The sequence below is a fragment of the Dactylosporangium roseum genome (genome assembly GCF_025264685.1).
Lineage (GTDB): Bacteria > Actinomycetota > Actinomycetes > Mycobacteriales > Micromonosporaceae > Dactylosporangium > Dactylosporangium roseum.
Genome location: NZ_CP073721.1, coordinates 1,251,044 through 1,271,715 on the forward strand (window position 1 = coordinate 1,251,044; position 20,672 = coordinate 1,271,715).

The 20,672-nt window shown below is 70.4% G+C and carries 42 protein-coding genes, 1 tRNA gene and 1 pseudogene; 5 read left to right on the forward strand and 39 right to left on the reverse strand.

Annotated features, from left to right (window positions below; genetic code table 11):
• Positions 1-74: 74 nt before the first annotated feature.
• The 17 genes and pseudogenes from Drose_RS06450 to Drose_RS06525 form a co-directional block, all read right to left on the reverse strand.
• Entirely contained in the window at positions 75-419 is a 345-nt protein-coding gene (locus tag Drose_RS06450) for a hypothetical protein (protein WP_260727266.1), read from the reverse strand.
• 569 nt (positions 420-988) lie between these two features.
• Entirely contained in the window at positions 989-1,231 is a 243-nt protein-coding gene (locus Drose_RS06455) for a hypothetical protein (RefSeq protein WP_260729986.1), read from the reverse strand.
• Entirely contained in the window at positions 1,218-1,325 is a 108-nt protein-coding gene (locus Drose_RS39325; RefSeq protein WP_425545098.1) for a hypothetical protein, read from the reverse strand. The genes Drose_RS06455 and Drose_RS39325 overlap by 14 nt, the downstream gene beginning before the upstream one ends.
• 76 nt (positions 1,326-1,401) lie before the next feature.
• Positions 1,402-1,590: pseudogene (locus tag Drose_RS39330) on the reverse strand (hypothetical protein); the annotation flags it as partial.
• Between the two features lie 54 nt (positions 1,591-1,644).
• Positions 1,645-2,070, reverse strand: a complete 426-nt coding sequence (locus Drose_RS06465; RefSeq protein ID WP_260727267.1) for a WhiB family transcriptional regulator — start codon at positions 2,068-2,070, stop codon at positions 1,645-1,647.
• Between the two features lie 70 nt (positions 2,071-2,140).
• On the reverse strand, positions 2,141-2,632 hold the full coding sequence (locus Drose_RS06470; RefSeq protein WP_260727268.1) for a single-stranded DNA-binding protein: 492 nt from the start codon (positions 2,630-2,632) through the stop codon (positions 2,141-2,143).
• A 9-nt stretch (positions 2,633-2,641) separates the two neighbouring features.
• Positions 2,642-3,094, reverse strand: a complete 453-nt coding sequence (locus Drose_RS06475; protein ID WP_260727269.1) for a hypothetical protein — start codon at positions 3,092-3,094, stop codon at positions 2,642-2,644.
• The gene (locus tag Drose_RS06480) at positions 3,094-3,573 is read right to left on the reverse strand and encodes a hypothetical protein (protein WP_260727270.1); all 480 of its coding nucleotides are present in this window, start codon (positions 3,571-3,573) and stop codon (positions 3,094-3,096) included. Before Drose_RS06480 ends, Drose_RS06475 begins: the two co-directional genes overlap by 1 nt.
• Positions 3,570-4,064: a YkgJ family cysteine cluster protein gene (locus Drose_RS06485; RefSeq protein WP_260727271.1), complete on the reverse strand. Its 495-nt coding sequence runs from the start codon at positions 4,062-4,064 to the stop codon at positions 3,570-3,572. The genes Drose_RS06480 and Drose_RS06485 overlap by 4 nt, the downstream gene beginning before the upstream one ends.
• Positions 4,061-4,576 (reverse strand): ASCH domain-containing protein, encoded by a 516-nt coding sequence (locus tag Drose_RS06490; protein WP_260727272.1) that lies wholly within the window; start codon positions 4,574-4,576, stop codon positions 4,061-4,063. Before Drose_RS06490 ends, Drose_RS06485 begins: the two co-directional genes overlap by 4 nt.
• On the reverse strand, positions 4,573-4,839 hold the full coding sequence (locus Drose_RS06495; protein ID WP_260727273.1) for a hypothetical protein: 267 nt from the start codon (positions 4,837-4,839) through the stop codon (positions 4,573-4,575). Before Drose_RS06495 ends, Drose_RS06490 begins: the two co-directional genes overlap by 4 nt.
• Complete coding sequence (locus Drose_RS06500; protein ID WP_260727274.1) at positions 4,836-5,177, reverse strand: hypothetical protein; 342 nt, start codon at positions 5,175-5,177, stop codon at positions 4,836-4,838. The genes Drose_RS06495 and Drose_RS06500 overlap by 4 nt, the downstream gene beginning before the upstream one ends.
• Positions 5,174-5,674, reverse strand: a complete 501-nt coding sequence (locus Drose_RS06505) for a hypothetical protein (protein ID WP_260727275.1) — start codon at positions 5,672-5,674, stop codon at positions 5,174-5,176. The genes Drose_RS06500 and Drose_RS06505 overlap by 4 nt, the downstream gene beginning before the upstream one ends.
• Before the next feature lie 69 nt (positions 5,675-5,743).
• Positions 5,744-6,007, reverse strand: a complete 264-nt coding sequence (locus Drose_RS06510; protein WP_260727276.1) for a hypothetical protein — start codon at positions 6,005-6,007, stop codon at positions 5,744-5,746.
• Complete coding sequence (locus Drose_RS06515) at positions 6,007-6,333, reverse strand: hypothetical protein (RefSeq protein WP_260727277.1); 327 nt, start codon at positions 6,331-6,333, stop codon at positions 6,007-6,009. The genes Drose_RS06510 and Drose_RS06515 overlap by 1 nt, the downstream gene beginning before the upstream one ends.
• The gene (locus Drose_RS06520) at positions 6,333-6,998 is read right to left on the reverse strand and encodes a hypothetical protein (RefSeq protein WP_260727278.1); all 666 of its coding nucleotides are present in this window, start codon (positions 6,996-6,998) and stop codon (positions 6,333-6,335) included. The genes Drose_RS06515 and Drose_RS06520 overlap by 1 nt, the downstream gene beginning before the upstream one ends.
• A gap of 65 nt (positions 6,999-7,063) precedes the next feature.
• Positions 7,064-7,912 (reverse strand): deazapurine DNA modification protein DpdA family protein, encoded by an 849-nt coding sequence (locus Drose_RS06525; RefSeq protein ID WP_260727279.1) that lies wholly within the window; start codon positions 7,910-7,912, stop codon positions 7,064-7,066.
• Positions 7,913-8,195: 283 nt separating this feature from the next.
• On the opposite strand from Drose_RS06525, the gene Drose_RS06530 reads away from it, so the two are divergent.
• Positions 8,196-8,462, forward strand: a complete 267-nt coding sequence (locus Drose_RS06530) for a helix-turn-helix domain-containing protein (RefSeq protein WP_260727280.1) — start codon at positions 8,196-8,198, stop codon at positions 8,460-8,462.
• A gap of 5 nt (positions 8,463-8,467) precedes the next feature.
• Here Drose_RS06530 and Drose_RS06535 read toward each other — a convergent pair whose 3' ends face one another.
• From Drose_RS06535 to Drose_RS06635, 21 genes are all read right to left on the reverse strand, one after another.
• Positions 8,468-8,809 carry a helix-turn-helix domain-containing protein gene (locus Drose_RS06535; RefSeq protein WP_260727281.1) on the reverse strand — a complete coding sequence of 114 codons (342 nt, stop codon included), beginning with the start codon at positions 8,807-8,809 and terminating at the stop codon, positions 8,468-8,470.
• Entirely contained in the window at positions 8,806-9,372 is a 567-nt protein-coding gene (locus Drose_RS06540; protein ID WP_260727282.1) for a RusA family crossover junction endodeoxyribonuclease, read from the reverse strand. Before Drose_RS06540 ends, Drose_RS06535 begins: the two co-directional genes overlap by 4 nt.
• Positions 9,372-9,791: a DUF3307 domain-containing protein gene (locus Drose_RS06545; protein ID WP_260727283.1), complete on the reverse strand. Its 420-nt coding sequence runs from the start codon at positions 9,789-9,791 to the stop codon at positions 9,372-9,374. Before Drose_RS06545 ends, Drose_RS06540 begins: the two co-directional genes overlap by 1 nt.
• Positions 9,788-9,985, reverse strand: coding sequence for a hypothetical protein (locus Drose_RS06550; RefSeq protein WP_260727284.1), 198 nt, complete (start codon positions 9,983-9,985; stop codon positions 9,788-9,790). Before Drose_RS06550 ends, Drose_RS06545 begins: the two co-directional genes overlap by 4 nt.
• On the reverse strand, positions 9,978-10,430 hold the full coding sequence (locus Drose_RS06555; RefSeq protein ID WP_260727285.1) for a hypothetical protein: 453 nt from the start codon (positions 10,428-10,430) through the stop codon (positions 9,978-9,980). The genes Drose_RS06550 and Drose_RS06555 overlap by 8 nt, the downstream gene beginning before the upstream one ends.
• Positions 10,430-10,870 carry a hypothetical protein gene (locus tag Drose_RS06560; protein WP_260727286.1) on the reverse strand — a complete coding sequence of 147 codons (441 nt, stop codon included), beginning with the start codon at positions 10,868-10,870 and terminating at the stop codon, positions 10,430-10,432. The genes Drose_RS06555 and Drose_RS06560 overlap by 1 nt, the downstream gene beginning before the upstream one ends.
• Positions 10,867-11,355 carry a hypothetical protein gene (locus Drose_RS06565; protein WP_260727287.1) on the reverse strand — a complete coding sequence of 163 codons (489 nt, stop codon included), beginning with the start codon at positions 11,353-11,355 and terminating at the stop codon, positions 10,867-10,869. Before Drose_RS06565 ends, Drose_RS06560 begins: the two co-directional genes overlap by 4 nt.
• Complete coding sequence (locus Drose_RS06570; RefSeq protein WP_260727288.1) at positions 11,352-12,269, reverse strand: ATP-binding protein; 918 nt, start codon at positions 12,267-12,269, stop codon at positions 11,352-11,354. Before Drose_RS06570 ends, Drose_RS06565 begins: the two co-directional genes overlap by 4 nt.
• Positions 12,270-12,355: 86 nt before the next feature.
• Complete coding sequence (locus Drose_RS06575; protein ID WP_260727289.1) at positions 12,356-12,610, reverse strand: hypothetical protein; 255 nt, start codon at positions 12,608-12,610, stop codon at positions 12,356-12,358.
• Positions 12,607-12,942 carry a hypothetical protein gene (locus Drose_RS06580; protein WP_260727290.1) on the reverse strand — a complete coding sequence of 112 codons (336 nt, stop codon included), beginning with the start codon at positions 12,940-12,942 and terminating at the stop codon, positions 12,607-12,609. The genes Drose_RS06575 and Drose_RS06580 overlap by 4 nt, the downstream gene beginning before the upstream one ends.
• The gene (locus tag Drose_RS06585) at positions 12,939-13,355 is read right to left on the reverse strand and encodes a hypothetical protein (protein ID WP_260727291.1); all 417 of its coding nucleotides are present in this window, start codon (positions 13,353-13,355) and stop codon (positions 12,939-12,941) included. Before Drose_RS06585 ends, Drose_RS06580 begins: the two co-directional genes overlap by 4 nt.
• On the reverse strand, positions 13,352-13,651 hold the full coding sequence (locus Drose_RS06590) for a hypothetical protein (protein WP_260727292.1): 300 nt from the start codon (positions 13,649-13,651) through the stop codon (positions 13,352-13,354). Before Drose_RS06590 ends, Drose_RS06585 begins: the two co-directional genes overlap by 4 nt.
• Positions 13,639-13,893, reverse strand: a complete 255-nt coding sequence (locus tag Drose_RS06595; RefSeq protein WP_260727293.1) for a hypothetical protein — start codon at positions 13,891-13,893, stop codon at positions 13,639-13,641. Before Drose_RS06595 ends, Drose_RS06590 begins: the two co-directional genes overlap by 13 nt.
• On the reverse strand, positions 13,890-14,774 hold the full coding sequence (locus Drose_RS06600) for an adenine nucleotide alpha hydrolase family protein (protein WP_260727294.1): 885 nt from the start codon (positions 14,772-14,774) through the stop codon (positions 13,890-13,892). Before Drose_RS06600 ends, Drose_RS06595 begins: the two co-directional genes overlap by 4 nt.
• A complete protein-coding gene (locus tag Drose_RS06605; protein WP_260727295.1) occupies positions 14,771-15,082 on the reverse strand; it encodes a hypothetical protein in 312 nt (103 codons plus the stop codon). The genes Drose_RS06600 and Drose_RS06605 overlap by 4 nt, the downstream gene beginning before the upstream one ends.
• Positions 15,079-15,510, reverse strand: coding sequence for a hypothetical protein (locus tag Drose_RS06610; protein ID WP_260727296.1), 432 nt, complete (start codon positions 15,508-15,510; stop codon positions 15,079-15,081). Before Drose_RS06610 ends, Drose_RS06605 begins: the two co-directional genes overlap by 4 nt.
• On the reverse strand, positions 15,507-15,734 hold the full coding sequence (locus tag Drose_RS06615; protein ID WP_260727297.1) for a hypothetical protein: 228 nt from the start codon (positions 15,732-15,734) through the stop codon (positions 15,507-15,509). The genes Drose_RS06610 and Drose_RS06615 overlap by 4 nt, the downstream gene beginning before the upstream one ends.
• Positions 15,731-16,174 (reverse strand): hypothetical protein, encoded by a 444-nt coding sequence (locus tag Drose_RS06620; RefSeq protein WP_260727298.1) that lies wholly within the window; start codon positions 16,172-16,174, stop codon positions 15,731-15,733. Before Drose_RS06620 ends, Drose_RS06615 begins: the two co-directional genes overlap by 4 nt.
• A 235-nt stretch (positions 16,175-16,409) precedes the next feature.
• Entirely contained in the window at positions 16,410-16,628 is a 219-nt protein-coding gene (locus Drose_RS06625; protein WP_260727299.1) for a helix-turn-helix domain-containing protein, read from the reverse strand.
• A 1-nt stretch (position 16,629) separates the two neighbouring features.
• Entirely contained in the window at positions 16,630-16,905 is a 276-nt protein-coding gene (locus Drose_RS06630; RefSeq protein ID WP_260727300.1) for a hypothetical protein, read from the reverse strand.
• 1 nt (position 16,906) lies between these two features.
• The gene (locus Drose_RS06635; RefSeq protein ID WP_260727301.1) at positions 16,907-17,188 is read right to left on the reverse strand and encodes a helix-turn-helix domain-containing protein; all 282 of its coding nucleotides are present in this window, start codon (positions 17,186-17,188) and stop codon (positions 16,907-16,909) included.
• Positions 17,189-17,395: 207 nt separating this feature from the next.
• Between Drose_RS06635 and Drose_RS06640 the strand changes: the two genes are divergently transcribed.
• From Drose_RS06640 to Drose_RS06660, 4 genes are all read left to right on the forward strand, one after another.
• Complete coding sequence (locus Drose_RS06640; RefSeq protein WP_260727302.1) at positions 17,396-17,806, forward strand: helix-turn-helix transcriptional regulator; 411 nt, start codon at positions 17,396-17,398, stop codon at positions 17,804-17,806.
• A 165-nt stretch (positions 17,807-17,971) separates the two neighbouring features.
• The gene (locus Drose_RS06645) at positions 17,972-18,355 is read left to right on the forward strand and encodes a hypothetical protein (protein WP_260727303.1); all 384 of its coding nucleotides are present in this window, start codon (positions 17,972-17,974) and stop codon (positions 18,353-18,355) included.
• Between the two features lie 106 nt (positions 18,356-18,461).
• A tRNA-Ser gene (locus tag Drose_RS06650) sits at positions 18,462-18,537 on the forward strand.
• A 1,237-nt stretch (positions 18,538-19,774) separates the two neighbouring features.
• Positions 19,775-20,044, forward strand: coding sequence for a hypothetical protein (locus Drose_RS06660; protein WP_260727304.1), 270 nt, complete (start codon positions 19,775-19,777; stop codon positions 20,042-20,044).
• 115 nt (positions 20,045-20,159) lie between these two features.
• Here Drose_RS06660 and Drose_RS06665 read toward each other — a convergent pair whose 3' ends face one another.
• Positions 20,160-20,609 (reverse strand): hypothetical protein, encoded by a 450-nt coding sequence (locus Drose_RS06665; protein ID WP_260727305.1) that lies wholly within the window; start codon positions 20,607-20,609, stop codon positions 20,160-20,162.
• Positions 20,610-20,672 lie beyond the last annotated feature (63 nt).

Sequence of the window (20,672 nt, forward strand, 5' to 3'; positions counted from 1 at the left end):
AGGATGGGTCTAGCTCGCGGCGATGGTGGGCTTTTGGACCCGGCTCGCGTGGGGCGCGGCCGGGTTCCGCCTTTTCAGGCGGTCAGATGCTCGTGTTCGGCCATGGCGTCGGCGAGCGCGCCGAGCGCCGCTGCGGCGGCCTGGCGTTCGCGTTCGGCTTTCTTGCGCAGCCGTTCCTCGACGCCGAGGCGGGAGATGCGGGCCATGATTTCGCGGCGCCGCTGCCGGGCCCGGAATTCGACCTCGGCCGGCGGGAGCGTGCCGTCGGGGTCGATCTCCTGCATGAGCTGCTGGAGCCAGCCGTGTCGGGCGGGCGCGGTGAGGGCTCGCCGGTCGTCGGCGGTGAGGTCGCCCATCCATCGGGCGTTGCCTTCCTGCATGAGCAGGACGGCGCGTTCTTTCTCGTCGGAGAGGGGCACGGTGCGGTCCCTTCGTGTCGGGACCGGCTCTCGGTGGCGCCCTTGGCGTGCCGTGCGACGGTGGCTAGGGTTGCGCTTCTGGAGCGCTGCGGGCGTGCCGCTTGTACATGCCAGCCAGGTTCACTACGGTTTACCGTTGGTCGTTCGTCGTTGGCGCGACGTCTGACCGGGCTGCCTGGCCGAGGCCGGGCGGTTCAACAGGTAGGTGGGGCGAGTGCTCTTCGGGGCGTTCGCCCCATCGTTGGTTCCGCGAGGCCCAGTCGAGCAACGGTGTTACCTTACGTGGTCGCTAGTCGATTCGCCACCCGCAACGCGGGCGAGTTCCTGAAGCCTTTCGAGATCGCCATTCCGGCCACAGAATTGCTCCGTAGCAAGAAACCTAGGTAAGTGACTGCCGTCCGGCCGCCACTATGGACATCGGTCATCATGTATATGAATGGTCGAATACCGTCACTCTGTGTATAGATTCTGTCAAGCTTGATCCACTTGCGTCGGGTGCGTCAGGGACGCCAATGCACAACTGGAGACGCCAGTGCACGTAAATCCCCGCAGCGTGCCAACGGCCCACTTCACCCTCCGCAACCGAGCAGCCGCGCGTTTCGCCCCCCGATCCGAGCCTGCGCCGCCTCCCACCGAGCCCGCCGCTCCGGCGTGTCGTCGGCCTCCATGTCCCGCCGGACCACCTCAGCCACGGCCCGCAGCGCCTCGAACACCTCCGGGCCGGCATCCGGGGAGACATGCGCGACCGCCAGCACCTCCCCGTCGTCGCCGACGATCGCGCGGGGGACGTGGTCGTCGTCAGGCCTGGCCACGGTCACCCCACAGCTCGCCGGCCACGGCCCGGATCGCCTCGGCGTACCGCGTGTCGAGCGCCCGCACCTCCGGCGTGAGCTCCCCGAACGGCACCAGCGACCGATGGTTCGGGTTGGTCGCGGTACGCCGAGGCGATCCACGCGTCGTGAACCGCCTCCTCGGTGGTGTTGACGCCGGTGACGAGCACCAGCAGCGCGTAGAGGCGGAGCAGGTCCGGCTTGCAGTCGTCGAGTAGCACGCCGAGCTCGGCGGCGATCCTGTCGATGTAGTTCACGTCGCGCTCCTTTGATCCGACTTTGGGGCAGGTGACAGACGCTCCCACGGCCCGAGCAGCTCCCAGCCGCCGGGCAGCACCCACGCCTCGGAGCGCTCGACGTGCCCGCCGTGGCGCCGCGCCACCTCGCGGAGGCCATCAGGCGGCCACCGTCCCGGCGGGTTCCTGCTGCTTCTCCGCCTGGCGGTCGCTGCGCAGGCGCTGCAGGTCGCGGCAGACCAGGTCGACGGTCACGCCAAGCCGTGCGGCGATGGCCTCTGTCGGCACGCGCTTCCCGGCGAGCCGGGCGACCTCCTCGCGGCGGATCATCGCGGGTGATGGCGCACGGACGATGTGGGCGGGGACCCTGTTGTGCCGGAACATGGAGCGGCGGCGGGTCTCGGTGAGCCCACCCCAGACGCCCCACTGTTCGCGGCGGGCCAGGGCACCGTCGGCGCAGGCCTGCCTGATCTGGCAGGTGTCGCAGACGGCGACCGCACGGGCAGTGCCGAGGTCGTCGGACGGGGCGGGGTACATGTCGACGCCCGCGGTGGCGCAGGCGGGGCGTGGTTGACGGTTGGTCATGGCATGCTCCTGGGGAGGGTTGTCGATGGTTCGGGTGGGTGCCGCGTAGCAGCGCGGCACCCATGACCTGCTAAAACGGAGGCTCGTCCCCGAAGTTGGACGACTGGCCGACACTGGCCTGCGCTGATGCCCACGGGTCGCCGTCGTTGCCGCCGCCAAAGCCGCCGCCCGAGTTGCCGCCGCCCCCGGACGAGCGCGACATTTTCTGGACTTTGGCGGTCGCGTAGCGCAGCGAGGGGCCGATCTCGTCGACCTCGACCTCCATGACGGTGCGCTTCTCGCCTTCCTTGGTCTCGTAGCTGCGCATCTTCAGCCGGCCCGACAGGATCACGCGCGCTCCGCGCTGCAACGACTCGGCCACGTTTTCGGCCGCCTGGCGCCAGATCTGGCAGGACAGGAACAGCGGCTCGCCGTCCTTCCACTCGTTGCTGGCCTTGTCGAACTGTCGCGGGGTCGACGCGACACGGAACTTCGCGACGGCCGCCCCGTTCGGGGTGAAACGCAACTCGGGGTCATCGCAGAGATTGCCAATGACGGTGATGGTGGTGTCTCCCTGTGCCATGAAGCCTCCTCAGGCTGCTTGTTGGGTGAGGTTTGTGGCGTGCCGCATGACGCCGCGGAGTGCGTTGTCGAATGCGCCTTTGCTGACGCCCGCGCGCCGGGCGAGCTGCCGGTACGACTCGGTGGGGTGTGCGAGCCGTAGCCGGGCGGCCTGCCGCTGTTCGGCGGTGAGGGGCGTCCCGGCGGCGATGACGGCCTGGACGGCGGGGATGGCCCGGTCGGCGGCGAGGTGGGTGCGGTCTCGTCCGCGCCGGTCGTCGTGTGGGTCGGACTCGGGCTGGTCGACGTGGCAGGTGTGCCGCCGATACGGCCCGGCCGGGTCGACGACCACCCAGGGCGCGTCGTGGCCTGCGACGACGCGGAACATGCCGTCGTCGGTGGGGTGGTTGTCGAGCCAGACGGCCCACCCGTCGAGGTCGGCGCAGACGATGACGGCGCCGCACGCGCAGGTCCGGCGGATCATCACGCCACCGCCCCGACGTGCTCCCGCAGTTGCTCGGTGGCGGCGATCAGCGAGGCGAGCACCTTCCCGCGTAGCCGGTCGGCTTCCCGGGCCGGGAGTGGTGTCCAGCCGCGCAGGTCGTACATGAGCCGCATGAACGTGCCGCCGAGCAGCCAGGCGTTCCAGATCGGCACCCAGTCGACGACGATCACGTAGCTGTGGACCCATGCGTCCCGGGCGACCTCGGCCCAGGTGCATTCGACGAGCGGCTGGGCGGTCCAGTAGCTGTCGGGTTTCCACGCGCCGCTGTCGTCGGCGCCGAAGTAGGCGACGGGGCCGCGGTGGCTGCCCCACACGGACGGGTGGTTGAGCCGTCCGTGCGTTGTGCCGCCGTACGTCCACAGCGGCGCGGTGACCTGGTCGAGAACCCCGGCGGCGCGGGGCACGACCTTGAGCAGGTCGGCGTCGAGGTCGTCGGACCAGAACCGGGGCGCGGTCACGATGCCGCCTCCGCACGACGCTGGTCACGGACCTCGTTGAACTCGCGCCAGTTCGCTGCCGCACGCTGCCGCGCCTCCCAGGCCGCGAGGGAGCCGTCTGCGAGCCCGGCTCGGATTTCGGCCGCCCGGTCGTGCTCGCCGGCAGCTTCGTGGACGCGGGCGATGTACTCCAGCGCGACCGGCTCCGGCAGGTAGCCGCCTTCGGGGACGCAGCCATACGAGCAGCGCATGACCCTGGTGAGGCCCCACAGGCGGCAGATGAGGGGCCTGATCTCGTACACGGAGCAGCGCTTGAACATGGTCAGTGCAGGGCAAGGCATCACTGGGTCGTGGACGGTCCGCCGAGGGATGGTCACGCCGGCGACTTGGACGATGCGTCGTCTTTCGACACCTGTCATGTCGATGTTGGTGCACGAGTCGTGGCATTGTCCTCGGCATTCGATGGCTGGCAGCTCCGCGTAGATGGCGTCGAGGGTCTCGTGGATGGTCATGACGCCACCGCCGTGAGCTGTGCCCGGACGGCCGCCTCGACGTCGCCGGGCAGTGTCCACGGCACGGCGAGCTGCCCGGCGACGCGCACCGGCTCGCCGAGCGAGCGGACGTTGTCGAGCACCAGGTGGAACGCGGGCCGGCCCGGCGCATGCCACGGCTCGCCCCACGGCCAGCAGCACGTTTCACCGATCGCGTCGAGGAGTGCCGCCTGGTGGCAGTCAACCAGGTCAGCGACGGCGAGGACCGCACCGACGGCCAGGCCGAGCGCGAGGAACCCGGGTGCGGCCGGGTCGACGTACGTGCCGTGGAGGTACCGCTGGACGCGACCGTCTGCGAGGCCCGCCTTGCACCAGGTGGCGCCGGCGTGGATCGCGATCTCGCCGCGGTAGCCGGTCGGCCGGCCCCGGTTTTCGGTGCGCTTCGGGAAGCCGGCGCCGAACGCGGGGTGCAGCGGCGGCTCGGTGATCGCGTGCACCCACGGCGGGCGGATGGTGATGCCACGAAGGGTCATGACGTCGTCTCCTCGTCCACGTCGGGGATGATCTGTCGCTGCATTTCGGCGATGACCGACCCGGCGAGGGCGCGCAGCCCGGCCCGGTAGCCGCGACCGAACTCCGACCCGGGCTGGATCTCGCCCGGCTGGGTCGGGGTGTCGTGGGGTTCGCACAGGTTGAGGATCGCGTCGAGCGCCTGCTGGTAGCGGCGCGTGTACTCGCGTTCCTTGCCGTGGCCGACGTTCAGCGCGGCGCGCAGGTAGTTCATCTCGACGGTCACGGCTTCACGTCCTCGACGTGGGCGCACCACCGGCACTGCCGGATCTTCGGCGTCGCCGGGTTCTCCGGCTCGATGTAGTGGTAGCCGTCCGGGTTGTCCCACTGGTGTACGCACGTCTCCCGCAGGTACTCCTGCAGGTCGCACCGCAGCTTGCGGAGCCATTCGTTGGTGGCGCCGACCGCGAGACGGCCCTCCAGCCGCCACAGCCAGCGCCGGTCGGTGGACGTCGGATCGGGGTTGCCTTCCCGGTCGACGCCGATCGCGTCGTCCTGCAGCATCGGGGCGGCCCGGTCCTGCCAGCGGGTGCCAGGGATGGCACGCCAGACGTCGGCGGTCATGCGGTCACCGTCCCGGCGAGGTGCTCGGCCAGGGCCAGCTCGGCGGGGATGCCGAGGATCTGGTCGGCGGTCGCCACGGCCTTCACGAACGGCGGCCAGGCGGGGTCACACAGCGGCGACAGCCCGTACTGCACCATCTCGTCCAGCAGGTCGGCCAGCGCGTGCCCGACCGCCGGGTGCAGCATCCCGATGTAGTCGGCGTCCTCCTGCGACATCGGCACGCACTCGTCGCAGTCCTCCTTGACCTCGACGACGGTGCCGGTGCGGTAGCCGTCGACACCCGGGCCGGCGTACAGCGCCGACCGGTGACGGTCGGGGTCGCCGAAGCCGGACCAGCCGCCCGGGTACGGGTCGGCGCCCGGCGTGGCCTTGCCCGCCGCGTCACGGACGCGCTTCGCGGCGGCCCGCAGCCGCTCGGCCGGCGGCGCGGTGTGGTCGACGCGCGGCTCGTCGGAGCCGAGCACGTACATGACCATGGCGCTGTTCTCGTCGCTCATGAGATCCTCCTCGGTAGGTTGTGGCCGGTCCGCGCGGCTCGGGGGTCGGTGGACCGGCCTCGGCTTGTCTCAGGGGGCGGCCTTGTGCGGGCACGTGGCGGAGCCGAGCATCTGCGGCAGCACGTCCCGGACGTACACGTCGTGGTCCATCAGCTCCGACGTCACACCGCGGTCCATCGCCGTGTTCCGCTCGGCGGTCGTCTCGTAGAAGTCGCGCCACGCCTCGGAGCGGGTCAGTGCCCGCCCGGGCCCGCCGGAGTGCGGGAACCGGACCGCCTCGAGCACACCGAACGGGCAGCCGCACGGCTGGAAGAACACCCACTGCTGGCGCATCAGGCACCTGCCGCCGCGTTCAGCCCGGCCACCATCGCCTCGGCCTGCACCCAGCGGGCCTCGACCTCGTCGTACTCCTCGAAGTCGCCCCACTCGATGAGCAGGTCTTCGCCGTTGTGCCTGACCGGCAGGTATCTGTTGCCGTCAGCATCCGGACCGGTCGGCACGGCCGATCGGCGGACGATCGAGATCCGCGTCTCGCCGAGGTCGTCCTCATGCCATTCGCGCAACTCGTCGATCTGCTCGACGTGGCCGCCCAGGTCGGACAGCACCGCTTCCCACCGCCCGGCGAGCGCTTCGGCGCGGATCTCGGGGTCGATGGCCATCAGGCGGCCTCCGCCTCGTCGTTGACCTTCACCGGCATGACCGCCCCGACGAACCGGTCACCGATCGCGACCAGCGTCGCCGACGTCTCGCCGGTGAACGTCAACTCCAGCGGGCCCGTCGGCCGCACCTTCGAGAACACCGCCAGCCGCTTCGCGTCGAACCGCAGACCCATCACCTTCTGCGTCACCGACGCGTCCGCCAGCACCTGCCGCACGTCCGGGAATTGGGCATCGGCCGGCAGCGCCTCCACCGTCGTCCGCTTCGCCGGATGCCCGGTCTCCCGGCCCCGCTTCACTGTCAGCCGGGCATGCTCGTGGTCGTAGTCGACGGTCAACGGCACCCGGCCCAACTTCGGGGCGAGCTTGTAGTCGGAGACGATCTCCTTCGCGTCGTCGAGGGAGATCGTGATCGACCACGGGTCGTCGCCGGAGTTGAAGTCGGTGAACAGGTCGTCCTCGGCGACCTCGACGCCCCACGTGTCGTCGTCCTTCGCGTACGACGAGATGCCGACGGCGTACATGTCGGTGGCGAGCGTGTGGAGCTGGTCGCCGTCCCATTCGATGCGGACGGCGTTGATGAACGGCAGGTCTTTGTCGGTGCAGGCGAACGGGATGACGTCGGCGAGGGCGCCAACGAAGTTCCCGGTCGGGACGGTCACGGACATGCGGGTCTCCTCTCAGGGGTTTCGGGTGAGCTGGGTCAGGGCGGTGCGGGCGAGGCTGAGGCGCATCAGGCGGCCACCTCGAACAGGTCGAGGCGGAGCTGATCGGGCCGGTCGACGGCGATCTCGTCGGCGATCCGCTCGTGCCAGCGGGCGGCGAAGTCGAGGCAGTTCGCCTCGTTTTTGTGGCTGACCGACCCGCACCGGGTGGGGGTCCGGCGACCGGCGTACGACCAGGCCATCGAGTCGGCGGACGCAAGGTGCCGTGCGTATCGGGCGAGACCGGACGTCTTGACGCCGAAGCCGTGCAGGTTGAGGCCAAGATCGGCGAGCGAGGCCATGATGTCCGCGATCTCGGAGGTGGCCTGCCGCCGACAGACGGAACCGACACCGACGACGGGGTAGTCGGGCAGGTTAACGCCGACCTGTTCGTACGCGTCGGCGCAGCGCAGGTAGTCGGCGATGGTCCAGCCCTGGAGGACCGGCATGAACGGGCAGAACTCAGGGTCGCGGCCGGCGGCGTCGTGTTCCGCCCGCCACCACAGGTCGCACAACTGGAGGTAGTTGGCGACGGTGCGCCGCTGGTGTTCGGCGACGGTGAGCCGGGTCTTGGCGAGCATGAACGGCTCGACCATCCAGTCCTGCGGGGCGGCCCACTCCAGCATGCCGATCTCGCGGTCGTAGCGGCGGACGGCGGCGACGTACTCCTCGGGGGTCGTCCGCCATTCACCGAACAGCGACAGCTCGGAGAAACCGCCGGAGTCGAGCGCCCACGGGGTGCGGGCGCGCGGCAGGGTGCGGCGACCGGCGAGACGGCGATGGGAGACGAACAGCCGGATGGGTTGGCCGTCGCGGTCGCGGGGTGGGATGGCCAGCCAATGCGGGTGGTGTGCGCCGAGGTAGAACGTCGTGGTCATGTGTCGGTCAGCCCGCGATCGGCCTGTTCGCCGGTGAGGTGTCGAGCACGGAAGCGGCGCCTCCGTGGCGCGGGTCGATGGGTGGCTGTGCGGCTCGCGGGCTTGCGTCGCCGATTGCTGTCGGATGCTGCGGTAATGGTCACGCGGACACTCCTTGCGTATTCCGTGAACCGTATCCGTGAACGAGCATCACGCTATGACCTCACGAAGTCAAGCCACGGAAGTGACGAGAACTCACCACACGCAGTCGCCCCGTGAACAGGGGCGTGCGACAATCACCGGCATGCCGCGCGCCAAGGACACGACCACCGGGCCCGAGGCCGACGCGCTCGACGCTGCGGCCAAAGTGTTCGCGCGCATCGAGGAGCAGTTCGAGCGGGCGAGGGCCGACCTCCAGGCCAAGGCCATCGCAGCGATCGACGCCGACATGTCCGTGGCCGAAGCGGCTCGCCGGGCCGGCTACACGCGCGAGCACCTGTCCAAGGTCTACACCGCGGTCAAAGGGCACCCGCCGAAGCGGCACACCCGGGAAAAGCCGCCGGTCGAGTAGCACCGTCACGCCGCCGCCTCAGGCTGCGGGTCGCCCGGAATCCGTTCGGCATCGAGCAGCGCCGAACGCAGGTCGGCCCGGCGGTGAATACCGAGCTTGCCGTACGCGGACTTGATCTGACTGCGAACCGTGTTGACGGACACCCACCGCTCCCGGGCGATCTCCGGAAAGGACAGAGTCGACCAGGCCGCAGCCCGGGCCACCTGCAGCTCCATCTCGGTGAGCCTGCCGGTCGGGCGGCGCACCTCAGGCGCTTCCACCTGGACCGCAGCCCACAGTTCGTCGATCTCCCGCAGCCGCAGGTTGATCTGCTCGCGGGCCTCGTCCACCGTCAACGGCCCGATCACGCGGCGAACACCTCCGTGTCGTCGTCGCCGTCCCGCAGCTCGGTGATCGTCAACACCAGGAGTCCGCCGCCCGGGTACGCCTTCCGGTCGACGTTCGGTCCGGGCCTCATGTCGGGGCCGACAAGGAAGTCGTCGTTGTCGTCGGCGGTCAGCCCGTAGTCGATGAGTCCGTCGATACACGCTTTTGCGGTCGGGTAGCGGTTCCCGGCGTCGCGGACACGGGTCATCGTGAAGTGGCAGCGGGCCAGGACATGCACCCTGGTCAGGCCCTTCGGGAGTTTGGCCTGGAGGGCGTACACCCGGGCCGCGTCCCGCCACGCCTTCACCACGACGCCCAGGTTCCGGGCGTGGGTGCGGCCGTTGGAGCTCAGCCAGTCCGCCGGCGCCGGGATGTGCAGCGTCCACACCCGCCGGTTGAACCGGTCGACGCCCGCGGTGTGCTCGGCGCGGGTAGTGACCGCGGCGCCGGTGACGCGCGGGCTGCGACGCTTCGCCGGCTTCCGCGTCGGCTTGGCCGGGTTGTCGGGGAGCAGGCCGAGGAGTGTCTGCTGGGTGGCGGCCATCAGGACAACCCCCCGATGACCAGCGCGGCTATGAACAGGCAGCCGACATGCAGCGACTGGTCTGCCAGGTACGCGCCGTTGAGTCCGCCCCCGGCGAGCCGCGCGAACGCCGCCGGCCCGGTGTGCTTCATCAGCCACCGCACCGGCCACCGCCGGTCGATCAGCCCGTGCGTCACGACCGAGAAAGCGACCCCGGCCGTGGCCGGCCAGAGCGGCACCTCGACGTCGACGACCCGCAGCGCGACCAGGGCGAGCGCCTGGCAGAGCCCATAGCCGAGCAGATGCCCGGCCATGGGCCGCAGCCAGCCCCGGTCGGCGGCTTTCCCTGCCGCCTGCCTGTCGGTCTGCACCAGGTGATCACCGACCATGTGGGAGGCGTACAGGGCCGCGAACGCCGCGGCGAACACGGTGGCGCTCATGCCGCCCACCCGTCGACCGGCGCCCCGAACGCGTTCCCGTCGGCGAGCTCCAGCGTGTCGATCTGGGCCTGCACGCGCGCCGCCCGCTCCTCGGCGAGGATCGCGGGCAGGAACTCGTCGCCGGCGCGGCACTCGGCCGCGGTCAGCTCCAGCTCGTGCAGTTCGCGGCGCAACGCCGTCAGCAGGTCACCCACCGGACACCGCCGGCAGGAGAACCTGCGCGGTGATCACCAAGCGGGTGCCTTCGGGGAAGTCGTCGGCGTGCGCCTTGAAGCCGGGGCCGAACGTGAAGCCGCTGCCGGACGTGCCGCCTTCGGGCAGCCAGTACATGCCGGGCAGGAACTCGTCGGGCTTGCGCGCCCACATCGACCTGCGGGCGACCGCAGCCTCGAACCCGGCCAGTTCCCGCTCGTAGCCGCAGTTCCGGACCCGGCTCGCGATCAGCACATGCGAGGTGGTGGTGTTGTCCGGGCGAAGCACCTGCTCCGGGTTGGCGTGGCGTGTGCATCTCCACGGCGACCGGGCCTGCTCCTTGTGGATTTCGGCGTACTCTCGCTGCGAGGTGTAGGAGTAGTGCCTCGTCTCGCGGCAGCCGTCCTCGGCGCACCGGATGCTCGTTGTCCGCTCTCTCCGGCTCATCAGAAGTAGTCCTCCCCGTACTTGGCGACGGCCTCCTCGTGGGCCTTGACGTCGGCGGGCGTCGGGCAGCATGCCGGGCAGGGCCGCCAAGCCGGCGGCGTGCCGTCCTCGGCGGAGCCGAACGCGATCCGGCCCGTGTCGCGGCAGCCGACACACGGCCGGTCGGACTCCAGCACGCCGTCCGCGTTGCGCCACACGTGCGCCTGCCGGGTCGCGCACCACGCCGGGATCGGCATCTCGTGGCCCGGGACCGGGTAGTCCACGGTCGGCGGGTAGCAGACACCGGCTGGCTGCGACCCGTCCTGCGCCAGCGGCACGTACGCCCCGCCGCACGCCGGGCAGTTGCCCTCGATCGGTGTGGTCGGCTCCAGCAGTTGGGGCAGCGGCAGGGCCGCCGTGCTCGACACGGCGGCCACCACCTTCACGTTGTCGCCGGTCACGCCGGCTCTCCAGCCTCGGCCAGGCCCAGCATCAGCAGACCCTGGTTCGCCATGGTCGTCTTCATCCGGTCCCGGGCTTCGGCCGACGGCTTCGCCGCCAGGTACGGGTCGCCCTGCCGGACCTCGACACCGGGGATCACCTCGCCGGTGGCCGGGTCGACCGGGTCGCCGAGCTTCGCCGCGGCGGACAGCAGCCGCTCCAGCCATGCCCGCCGCACCTGCTGCACCACCTCATCCGGGTAGCGGGCGGCGACCCAGCCGAGGAGCGCCGCCTCGTCGACGACGACCGCGGACTTCCGGCCGGGCACGAGCACGACAGCGCCGTAGTCGACGGCGTTGCCGTCGGTTACCCGGACCCGCTCCGCGCCGGACGACAGCATCGCCTCGGCGAGCAACTCCCGGGCCGCGTTACCCTCCTCGCGGGCGACGTCGGCGAGCACCTTCGACGCCATCGCGACCCGCGCGAGGTTCCGCATGTCGGTCACGCCGCCTCACCGCCCGACGACACCGCCGCCAGCTTGGCGGCGTTGCCCTTCGCCTTGATGAGCTCGCCGAGGGTCGTCGGGTCACCGTTGTCGTCGACGACCGGCGCCCCCAACTGCCCGGCCGCCTCGACCCGCTGGTAGACGCTGTACAGCTCGTCGCGGGACAGGCCCGGCGCGAGTACCTCCTCGCGGACGGCGAGCGCGTCGAACGCCGGCGCCGCACCGTCCTCCAGCCACGCCCGAACGACCCCGCCGAAGCTCTCCTCGTCCGGCAACTGGATGACGGCCTTCGCCAGCACCTTGCACCTCGACTTCGCCACGACGAGGGTGTTCTCCAGGTCGAGGTCACCGACGATGTCGAACTCGTACTCGATGCCGTCTCGCTGCTCCGGCTTCAGACCGACCTTCCGGGGTACCTTCCGGCCCCGGCTGTCCTCCTCGACCACGTACTCGGTCTTGGTGCGCATCGTGACGATCACGTGGCCGGGGTAGGCGAGCAGCGCGTCGACCATGGCCCGCTCCATCGGCCGGGCCTCTTTCCACCCGGCGAAGCTGTTCCCGCCGCCGGAGCGGCGGGCGGCGTGGTCGACCTGCTCCAGCATGCCGCCGGTGCCGGACCAGAAGTGCGACAGCGAGTCGACGACGGCGACGTCGTAGCCGGCAGCACCGGCCGCAGCGAGGGCCTTGACCAGGTCGCGGGGGTCGAACGTGTTCATGGCGAGGGTGTCGAAGTCGAACTCGTCGGCGTACTTGGACGCGGAGCCGCGTTCGGTGTCGATGACGGCGATCCGCTGCCCGAGGGCGCGGGCGGTCCGCAGGGACGTGTAGGTCTTGCCGGAGCCGGACGGCCCGGCGAAAGCGACGCGGGCTCGGGCCTGCGCCTTGGTGGCCTTCTGGAAGGTGAAGACGGTCATGGGTGGGTCCTTTCGGTCCGTTCCGCGTGGACGGCGGGCGATGCAGTGGTGCCGGCCGAACGTGCGGTGTGGGTTGGGAGGGTGGTTCAGCCGCGCCAGGTACGCGCGGTGGTCTTGATGCGGCTGCGGCGGACGGCCTTGACGGTCCACTGGTCGCCGAGGACGTGACGCAGGTTGTCGCGGTACTCGACCGCCTCGCGGCGTGGCCGGGCATGCCACGACCGAACCTCACCAGTGGCGCGGTGCTTGGCGACGACCAGGTGTGTGTTCCTGCGGGCCTGGACGGCGAGCGTCCGCAGGTCGGCGGCGTAGTCACGGCCGGGGAAGGTGAGCACCGTCATTCGGCACCCCCGGCGAGGATTGCCTGGATCTGGTCGGCCGGGATCTCCCAGGTCCGTTCGATCCGCAGGTCGGGTCGCACGCCCGGCGTCCGGGCGTGCCGGCCGGTCTCCTCGGTCGGGGCGGCGCCGTTCGTGTGTGCCGGCCACCAGTGGCCATCGTTGTCGTCGCTCCAGGCGGCGTGTTTCGCCTGGTAGGCGAGGTTCCCGACCTCGGCGGGCTGCACGGTGGCGGCATCAGCGTCGGCGGCCCCGGTCCGGGAGCCGTGCAGCAGCACGACCGCGAACGCGGCGACCGCCACCCACGAGATGGCGGCGATAGCGGCGTACCTCATCGCGCACCTGCCTGCGGGGCACGGTGCCGGCCGCCCGGCAGTGTCAACCAGTCCAGGTCGTACACGACCTGCGCCGGTTCGGCCGGCTGCGGCGCCTCGTCCGAGACCTGCACGGCAGGCTCGTCGAGGCGCGCGTCGCCGTGCGCCCACGCCGAGTGCGGCGACAGCGCCCGCGTGTGCCAGCCGGACCAGCCCTCACGCTCACCGGAGCCGTCATCGGCCCACATCCCGTCCTCGTCGATCTCGGCGCCGGGCGCGGGGGAGAGGAGCGACCGGAAGAACGGCACCGACACCGCGGTGACGACCAGCCCGGCCGATACGGCGACCTGCCACGGCACGAACGGAGACGCGACCAGCACGCCGGTCACGGCGGCGCCGACACCGACGCCGAGCAGGTAGGAGCGGCGCTTCACAGCCGCACCTGCGCAGCGGTCGCGGTGTCGAGGATCGCCTGCTCGGCCTCCGCCTGGCGGGCCAAGGTGCCAGCCTCGGCCTCAGCGATCCACCGGTCGATGTCGGCACCAGCCCGCGACATTTCCCGCCAGAATTTCGACAGGCCCGCCGCGGCCAGTAGCCCGGCCGCCGTGGCGGTCACCACGAGCAGGCTGTTCAGGCGGGCGCCGAGGTGGACGGCCTCGGCAAGCAGCGCCCCGCCGGCCGCCAGAGCGACGACGGCGCACACGAAACGACGCAGCATCAGCGCCTCCACAGGAAGAATTCGACGGCCGTCGACGCGACTACCAGGACGACGACGAACACGACGGCGTAAATGGCCAGGTCAATGACGGCGGCCACGACGAACCGGGCCACGCCGAACAGGACCGTGAGCAGCACCCGGGCTACGTGGTGATCCCAGCTATAGTCGTCGCGGCGGACGGGCTTGGCGTGGCGCTGCCGGAACCGGACCGCCCACGGCGACAGGTCGACGGTGGTGGCGTCCATGAGGCTCACGCGACCACCCCCGACCGGCAGCCGTACGGCGAGCAGCCGTCCGGGTCGCCTTCCTCCTCAAGGTCGGAGAGCTGGCCGAAGATGTCGGTCTGCCGGTCCAGCCACTCCCGCCGGGTCACACGGTCGATCGGTGCGATGGACAGCGGGACCCGGGACCGGTGCAAGAACGCCTCGCCGTTGAGCGGTAGCCCCCGCGCGCCACCCTTTCGGATCGCCTCGTCGAACGCAACCGCGTCGGCCCACTCATCCGGGTAGTGGTCGCGTAGCTCCCGCCATTGACGGTTGCCGTGGTAGGGGCACCCGGTACAGGCGCTCTTGGCGACCGAGGTCCAACCGCGGGAGCGGAGCCAGCGTTCGCAGTCGTCGCGGCTCATGCCCAGCTCAAGCAGCGGGTACCGCTTGGTGATGTACGAGACGCCGTCCTTGTCGGAGACGCGACCGATCTCGTCGGTGGAGAAACCGATCCACTGCTCGGCACGGTTGCCTTTCGGCACTCGCCGGAAGTCGGGCGCGGGTGCGCCGAGCAACTCGCGAACCTTCCGGTTGATCGGCGCCAACTTGTACTCCGAGGTACATTGACGCCTGCCCATGCCTTCGGATCCGTCGGCGTTGCGCACGAAGTACGGCACCGAGGCGTAGCGGTGCGCCGGGTCCAGTGAGTCAGCGCGGAGGTTGCCCTTGCTGACCCTGTAGAGCGGCACACCGGCCACGTTCAGCACCGCGCCGAGCTTGTTCAGGTGGTCGTAGACCCGCGGCGGCTCCCAACCCGTGTCGGCGAAAACGGCTCCGTCGAGCTTGTCGAGCGAGCCCTCGGCAGCCATGAGGGCGAGGACTGTGGACTGGATGCCTGCACCGAGGCTCAAGAGGCGGAGATTCGTCACGCGGACACCCCCGACTTGCGGTCCTGCAGGTGGGCGTAGGCGCCGAGCGCGAGCAGTGCATCGTGGACCACGTTGCCCGTCTTCCACGCCGGCTCACCCGGCGCCAGGCCGGTACGCAGCCGCGTCAACGCGCGTGTGAGCTGGTTGGCGACGTAGTGCTCCGCGAACTGCGCGCCGAATCCGTTCCGGTACAGCACGTCGACCATGTCCGTCGCCGACGCGTCCCGGACCGGAGACGGGTCCGCGACGTGCTTCTCCAACTCGCCGACCAGCAGGTCGGCGAGCATCGCCGCCGTCACGGTGCTCACGCGGCACCGCCCTCGGCGCGCAGCGGACCGACCGGCCGATCGTCGGCACGGCTCGGCACCCACACATCCGGCTGGAGCCGGACCGCGGCAACCTCGGTCAGCAGCTCCACGACCCGGGCCGCCGACATCTGAACCAGCGCCGGCGGGTACTGGCGGCCGTCGAGCTCGACGACGAACCAGCCGTTCTCAACCCGCATCGTGACGTCCCCGGTCGGCTCGACCCACTCGCCCTCGAACAGGGCGTAGGTGATGCCCTCGACGGTCACGTCCACCGAGAAGCGGCCCGCAACCAGCGACACGACCTCGGGCCGCCGGGGCGTGTTGACGAAGCAGATGATGTCGCCGTCGACGACCTCGCCGCGTCCAACCAGAACAGTCCGGCCGGCCTGGGAGACGAACACCGGAAGACGCTCCATGATCGTGGTCATGCCGCGTCCTCCAGTTCGGCGAGCGCACCGGCGGCAGCGTCGGCGGCGAGCCGTAACGCGGTCGCGGCGCGAAGGTCGGTGTCGGTGCGGGCACACGTCTCATGCGCGGTCGCGGCGGCGCGAAGCCGGGCGGCGAACGCCCGCGCGGCGGCCGGATTGTCGGCCCAGTTGCGGCGGACGAACGCGGCAGCGTTCTCGATCCCGGCGCGGGTCAGGGGGCTCACGCCGCCACCCCAGGCATCCACCGCGGTCCCCGACGCTCGGCGTTCCCGCGCGTCACCGGCACGTTGACCAGCCGCAACTCGGCGGGCGCCGGACGCAGCGTCCCGTCCGCGAGGCACGTCGGCCCTCCGGCCCGCGCAGCCCATCCGGACAGGTGCGCGTGGTCGAACCGCAGCCGCTCGTCGCAATGCGTGCCACACCAGCCGCAGGCGGCGTCGGCGGTGAAGCATGAAGGGCAGATCGCCATCGACGCACCGAACGGGCGTCGCTGCAGCACGGTCAGCGCGCACCGGGTGTGGATGTAGTAGGAGCCGGTCGTGTTCGGCGCCCAGTGCGCGATCAGCCCGTCGTCCTCGTGGCGGCCGACGAACTCGACACCGACGAGCGTGCCGACCGCAGGCGATGTGGCGGTTGCGACGGCGTGCGGGAGGACGGCGGTCATGCGGCCCACCTCCGGCGGATGCTCGTCTCCGACTGGCGGTCGTAGCGAAGGTGCTCGGTCCGGGTGTTGCCGGTGCAGTGGGTGCCGCACCAGGGGCACGGCGGGACGGCGACGGTGGCGCTGACTGCGACCCGCCCCGTAGTGTTGTGCGTCAAGGGGCCACGTCCTTTCGTCTGGTTTGTGGCTGGTTCCTGTTGGGCCTCGGCGGGTGAGAGCGCCGAGGCCCGCGCTTGTTTCAGGCGACGATCCGCAGTTGGGTCGGCTGGACCTTGAACTTGTCGGCCCAGTAGGCGTCGGCGACCGACTCGGGGACGCGGAGCTTGCCCTGCTCGCCGCTACGGCTCAGGTCGACCGCCGCGAGGTTGCCGGCGTGGATCTCGTCGTAGACGAAGCGCTTCGAGACCCGCCACAGCTCGGCGATTTCGGCAACGGTGTGCAGGATCTGGGCGGCCATGTCAGGCCGCCTTCTGTTTGCCGCGGTTCGCGGCCCGGGCCCGGCTCGACTTGAGCTGCAGCGCCTTGTAGTAGGCCTTCTTCGCCGACTCGGCCCGTTCGGCACGGATGTGGGGTTCGAGAACGCCGTCGGGGTCGACCTGCTTCTCGAACCTGGCGAGCATGCCGTCGAGGGCGGGTCGCATCGCTTCCTTGCGGTCGGGTTCCCGTGCCCAGCGGCTGTGCGCGGCGATCGACGCCCGCATGCTGCGCTGGGCGGGGGTCAGTTCGTCGGCCATGTCAGGCCGCCTTCGCCATGGTCGGCTCGGCGGCTGCGGGGAACAGTTCGTCGACGGTGAGGCCGGCCGCGCGGGCGGCCTGGCTGGCGCGGGCGGGGGTGCCGGCGAACCGGCCTCGCCGCCACCGGTTCAGGGTCATCGTCGTGACGCCGGCCGCCTCGGCGCGGGCCGTTTCGGTGGTGTACCCGCGCTCGCGCATGGCCTCGTTGAAGCGCTGGCCGTTGAATGCCAGCCGCTTCGGAACGTCCGAGTGACTCGGAGCGGAGGTCTTGGTAACACGCATGTGACGACCGTAGCGGTAACATCAGTGTTACGTCAAGGCGCGTCTCCCCCCTTTTCGGCAATGCCGGAGGATGGGATAGTCACACGCATGAAACCCACATCTCCCTGCGTCAATGCCGAAGAAGCGATGATCAGGCGCTGGTCACATCAAAGTGACGTAACATCGATGCGACTCGTGCCGCACCCCAAAGCGCCATACCGTGCACACGTGAGTGACGAAACGGGCGAGCGCGGTAACACGTGGGGCGCTTACCTCAAAAAGGCGCGCGAGGCTAAAGGCCTCTCGATCGACGACCTCGCCGACGAGGCCGAAGTCAGCCGCATGACCATCATCAGGTGGGAGAGCGGCAAGACCGGCTTCAAACACGAGACCATCACCCGGGTCGCCGGCGTCCTCGGTGTCGACCCGAACAAAGCCATCGCACTCGCCCGAGGCAACGCCGCCGCCTCACTGCCGCCGCCGCTCCCGGCCGAGATAGCCCGCCTCGTCGACAACCTCAACGCCCTCGACTCGGACGACCGTGGCCAACTCCTCGACCGCGTGGCCTGGGTAAACGAATGGGCCGAAATGTGGATGCGGCAACGCCAGGAACGGGAAACAAAGCGCCATCAGGCTTAGCCCTAATGTTCAATTCTTCGGCGGACTGATCGTCCGAACCCGAACGAGCATGTAGCGTCAGCCGGGTCCGCAACGGCATTGGACGGGCCACTGCTACCCCGTTCACGGCACGGGTTGGGACAGCGATCCCCCCCCGTGCCCTGAAACGAGCGCGGGGGTATTCCCATGAGCCGCAAAGACCTCGCCGGCAAGGTCGCCCGAGGCGTCGCCTACCTCAGCGGCGCCGGTGCGTTCGCGGCTCTCACCCACCGGTTCAACGCCGAGGCCGCGACCGGCCTCGCTACCGCCGCCGGCGCCCTTGCCGCCGTCTTCGGCTTCCTGCCCCGGGTGATCGTCAACGCCCAGCGTGCCGAGATGGCCAGGATCATCGACGAACGGTTCGACGCGCTGCGTACCGAGTTGGGGGAGGACATCACCACCGCCCTCCGTCATGCCGTCGAGCTCGGCGTCCACGATGGCGCGCTCCGGCGGAGTCTCGACCGGCGAGACGGCGAACCACCCCGGCCGCGGCGGCTGCACTCCGTGCCGCGCAACCGCGAAGGTGCGTAGCGGCCGGGCCTGGACCGGCGGTACCGTGGACTCGTGGCCCGCAACGGAGATCGAAAATACAGCAAAAGATTGTCCGTACGGCATACATCGCCGCAGCTCACGACCAGCGCCATAGTACGGCGCTACGAGCAAGGGGACTTCTAATCCCAAGGTCGTAGGTTCGAGTCCTACCGGGCGCACCACTTTCAGCGCCGCCCAGGCGCTGAAGAGCCGCTGCGCGGCGTCTGCTCGATCTCGGGCAGGACGTGGGCGTGCGTGTCCGTCGTCAACCCGATCCGGCTGTGCCCGGGGACCTTCATCATGGTCCGGGGCGAGTCACCGGACGGTGAGGAGGAACGTCGCGCAGGTGTGCGGCCGGAGCCAGTCGAGCCCTGCCTTTGCCCGCAGTGTGCCAGCATCGGTTGAGGGTGTCCGGCTCTGGCGGCGTTTCGTGGAGCTACCACGATGTCCGTCGTGGTCCGGGCCGTCGCTCCCGTTGCCTCGCCCTTCGCGTGTAGCCGCGCGCTTTGCCTCCGGCGGAGCCTTTGGCGCCGGGGAGGTCGCTCCGCTCCCCGGGCCGTCGGCCAGGTCGAGCCCAGCAGACCGGTGTCAGCCCTGCTTTGCGGTCGCCTTCGGCGAGCCGGGCGCGGCCGGCGCCGCCTGGCTCCTGGAGGGTGGCCGAGGGCATACGGGGAGACTCCACGACGGGTGGGACGGTCGGCTCAGGGAACCACGTGCGTAGCCCTGAAGGCGTAGCCGTCCTGGCCCGGTGACTCCCACTCGAGTCTCACCGACTGGCCAGGCTCCAGACTTCGAAAGCCCTCCATCGCAACGGCACTGAAGTGCGTCCAGCAGCCCCCGGGGGTTTCCGGCGAGTCCAGTACGCCCCAACCTTCTTCCATCATCCAGGTACGCACCGTCGCTTCGCACGCACCTGAACGCGTCCCAGTCACGTCTCAATCGTAGGGGCCAGCGCTGGAAAAGGACCAGCAAAGCCGACGTTGACGGCGCCGGCCCCTACGTATCGTGTCCGTGAGCCGACCGACGAGCAATCACGCAGCGACACCCAGCCGCCGCAGCGCCGGGACGGATCGCTGAGCGCTCGGTGTGCGTGATCACCCTGAGCGGCGGTCGCCGCGTGGGGAGTCACCTGGCGCCGGACGCCGTGGACGAGCCGGTCGAGTGCGGGTGAACGTCGCCGGGGCCGGTCGGGTGCCTTTGGGCGGCCGGCCCATCGGATCTCTCGTCGGCGCGGGGACGGCGGTGCCGAGCGTCCCGCCGTGCGCCGCTGTGCCGGCGTCGTGCGGTCGGTCTTGTTTCGAGGGCCCGGAACGGTTCGGTGGGCGTTGGTAATGTTCCGGGGGCCTCGCGGTCGTAGGGTTGAGTCGTGACCGGGCGCACCATAGTTGCCAGAACCCAGCGACCAGCCGAGGCGGATCGTTGAATGAGCGCCGGCGCGAGGACACGCGCAACGCCATCGGGGTGCTGACCCTGCTTTTCCAGTCGCCGCTGGACACCGGGACACGCAGCGAATACCTCCAGCAAATCATCGGCGACGACGACGCCGTGGTGGATATCGGCCGTGCCTTCACCGGGATGACCAACCTCGCGGCGCTCATCCTGATCGAGCACAGCAAAGCCACCGGCCGGCCCGCCACCGAGGTGTTGCAACGGATCGCGGCCGGCCTGGCTGCCGAAGAGGCCTCCTGACGGCCGTGCCGTTCGTCGGGGGCAAGGAACCGGCACGCCAGGTCCCCGCGAGCGACGACGGGGACCTGGCATCAGGCCGGGCGTTTGCTGGCATGCCATGGAGGGCTGTGATCGATCAGGCGGCGGCCGGACGCGGGGTGCGCTGGAAGTGCCGCCCGGCGGACGGGACGAACATCAGGGGAACAGCGCCCCACACCGCTGCCAGGTGGACGGTGCGGGCGGCCGCGATCAGCCACCATGCTGTGTCGGCGTCGGCCAACTGGGCACCGACCGAGTTACCGTCGAGGAGCCAGCCGATCGGCTCCACGACGAGCGACAACGTGCCGATGATGCCCTGCACCAGGGCCAGTGCGAGCCGGGCCCAGCGCTTGCCCGCCCGCATTCGCGACGCGGTGACTATCACGGCGGCGTAGACGGCGCAGCGGATCGCGACACCGGCGATGGCGCCGTCGCCGGTTTCCCCGCTCGCCACGACCACTGCGGTCTCGAATGCTCCCGCGCCGACGGCCAGGAGCCACAGCCCGAACGCGGCCCGGACCGCGGTGGGCGCTGCAACGGTTGTCATGCCCCCACTGTCGTTCGATGCGCTGCCCTGCTCACGCCCGCTGGCCACCCGGTTCCGGGTATG

Bases quoted from the DNA above. Each gene is read 5' to 3' on its own strand.
- Drose_RS06630 (WP_260727300.1), bottom strand. From the start codon at position 16,905: ATGGCCGACGAACTGACCCCCGCCCAGCGCAGCATGCGGGCGTCGATC.
- Drose_RS06520 (WP_260727278.1), bottom strand. From the start codon at position 6,998: ATGTCCGTGACCGTCCCGACCGGGAACTTCGTTGGCGCCCTCGCCGAC.
- Drose_RS06490 (WP_260727272.1), bottom strand. From the start codon at position 4,576: ATGACCCTTCGTGGCATCACCATCCGCCCGCCGTGGGTGCACGCGATC.
- Drose_RS06525 (WP_260727279.1), bottom strand. From the start codon at position 7,912: ATGACCACGACGTTCTACCTCGGCGCACACCACCCGCATTGGCTGGCC.
- Drose_RS06475 (WP_260727269.1), bottom strand. From the start codon at position 3,094: ATGATCCGCCGGACCTGCGCGTGCGGCGCCGTCATCGTCTGCGCCGAC.
- Drose_RS06500 (WP_260727274.1), bottom strand. From the start codon at position 5,177: ATGACCGCCGACGTCTGGCGTGCCATCCCTGGCACCCGCTGGCAGGAC.
- Drose_RS06470 (WP_260727268.1), bottom strand. From the start codon at position 2,632: ATGGCACAGGGAGACACCACCATCACCGTCATTGGCAATCTCTGCGAT.
- Drose_RS06570 (WP_260727288.1), bottom strand. From the start codon at position 12,269: ATGACCGTCTTCACCTTCCAGAAGGCCACCAAGGCGCAGGCCCGAGCC.
- Drose_RS06575 (WP_260727289.1), bottom strand. From the start codon at position 12,610: ATGACGGTGCTCACCTTCCCCGGCCGTGACTACGCCGCCGACCTGCGG.
- Drose_RS06465 (WP_260727267.1), bottom strand. From the start codon at position 2,070: ATGACCAACCGTCAACCACGCCCCGCCTGCGCCACCGCGGGCGTCGAC.
- Drose_RS06620 (WP_260727298.1), bottom strand. From the start codon at position 16,174: ATGACCGCCGTCCTCCCGCACGCCGTCGCAACCGCCACATCGCCTGCG.
- Drose_RS06485 (WP_260727271.1), bottom strand. From the start codon at position 4,064: ATGACCATCCACGAGACCCTCGACGCCATCTACGCGGAGCTGCCAGCC.
- Drose_RS06645 (WP_260727303.1), top strand. From the start codon at position 17,972: ATGAGCCGCAAAGACCTCGCCGGCAAGGTCGCCCGAGGCGTCGCCTAC.
- Drose_RS06580 (WP_260727290.1), bottom strand. From the start codon at position 12,942: ATGAGGTACGCCGCTATCGCCGCCATCTCGTGGGTGGCGGTCGCCGCG.
- Drose_RS06540 (WP_260727282.1), bottom strand. From the start codon at position 9,372: ATGGCCGCCACCCAGCAGACACTCCTCGGCCTGCTCCCCGACAACCCG.
- Drose_RS06610 (WP_260727296.1), bottom strand. From the start codon at position 15,510: ATGACCACGATCATGGAGCGTCTTCCGGTGTTCGTCTCCCAGGCCGGC.
- Drose_RS06545 (WP_260727283.1), bottom strand. From the start codon at position 9,791: ATGAGCGCCACCGTGTTCGCCGCGGCGTTCGCGGCCCTGTACGCCTCC.
- Drose_RS06665 (WP_260727305.1), bottom strand. From the start codon at position 20,609: ATGACAACCGTTGCAGCGCCCACCGCGGTCCGGGCCGCGTTCGGGCTG.
- Drose_RS06635 (WP_260727301.1), bottom strand. From the start codon at position 17,188: ATGCGTGTTACCAAGACCTCCGCTCCGAGTCACTCGGACGTTCCGAAG.
- Drose_RS06530 (WP_260727280.1), top strand. From the start codon at position 8,196: ATGCCGCGCGCCAAGGACACGACCACCGGGCCCGAGGCCGACGCGCTC.
- Drose_RS06510 (WP_260727276.1), bottom strand. From the start codon at position 6,007: ATGCGCCAGCAGTGGGTGTTCTTCCAGCCGTGCGGCTGCCCGTTCGGT.
- Drose_RS06555 (WP_260727285.1), bottom strand. From the start codon at position 10,430: ATGAGCCGGAGAGAGCGGACAACGAGCATCCGGTGCGCCGAGGACGGC.
- Drose_RS06625 (WP_260727299.1), bottom strand. From the start codon at position 16,628: ATGGCCGCCCAGATCCTGCACACCGTTGCCGAAATCGCCGAGCTGTGG.
- Drose_RS06515 (WP_260727277.1), bottom strand. From the start codon at position 6,333: ATGGCCATCGACCCCGAGATCCGCGCCGAAGCGCTCGCCGGGCGGTGG.
- Drose_RS06505 (WP_260727275.1), bottom strand. From the start codon at position 5,674: ATGAGCGACGAGAACAGCGCCATGGTCATGTACGTGCTCGGCTCCGAC.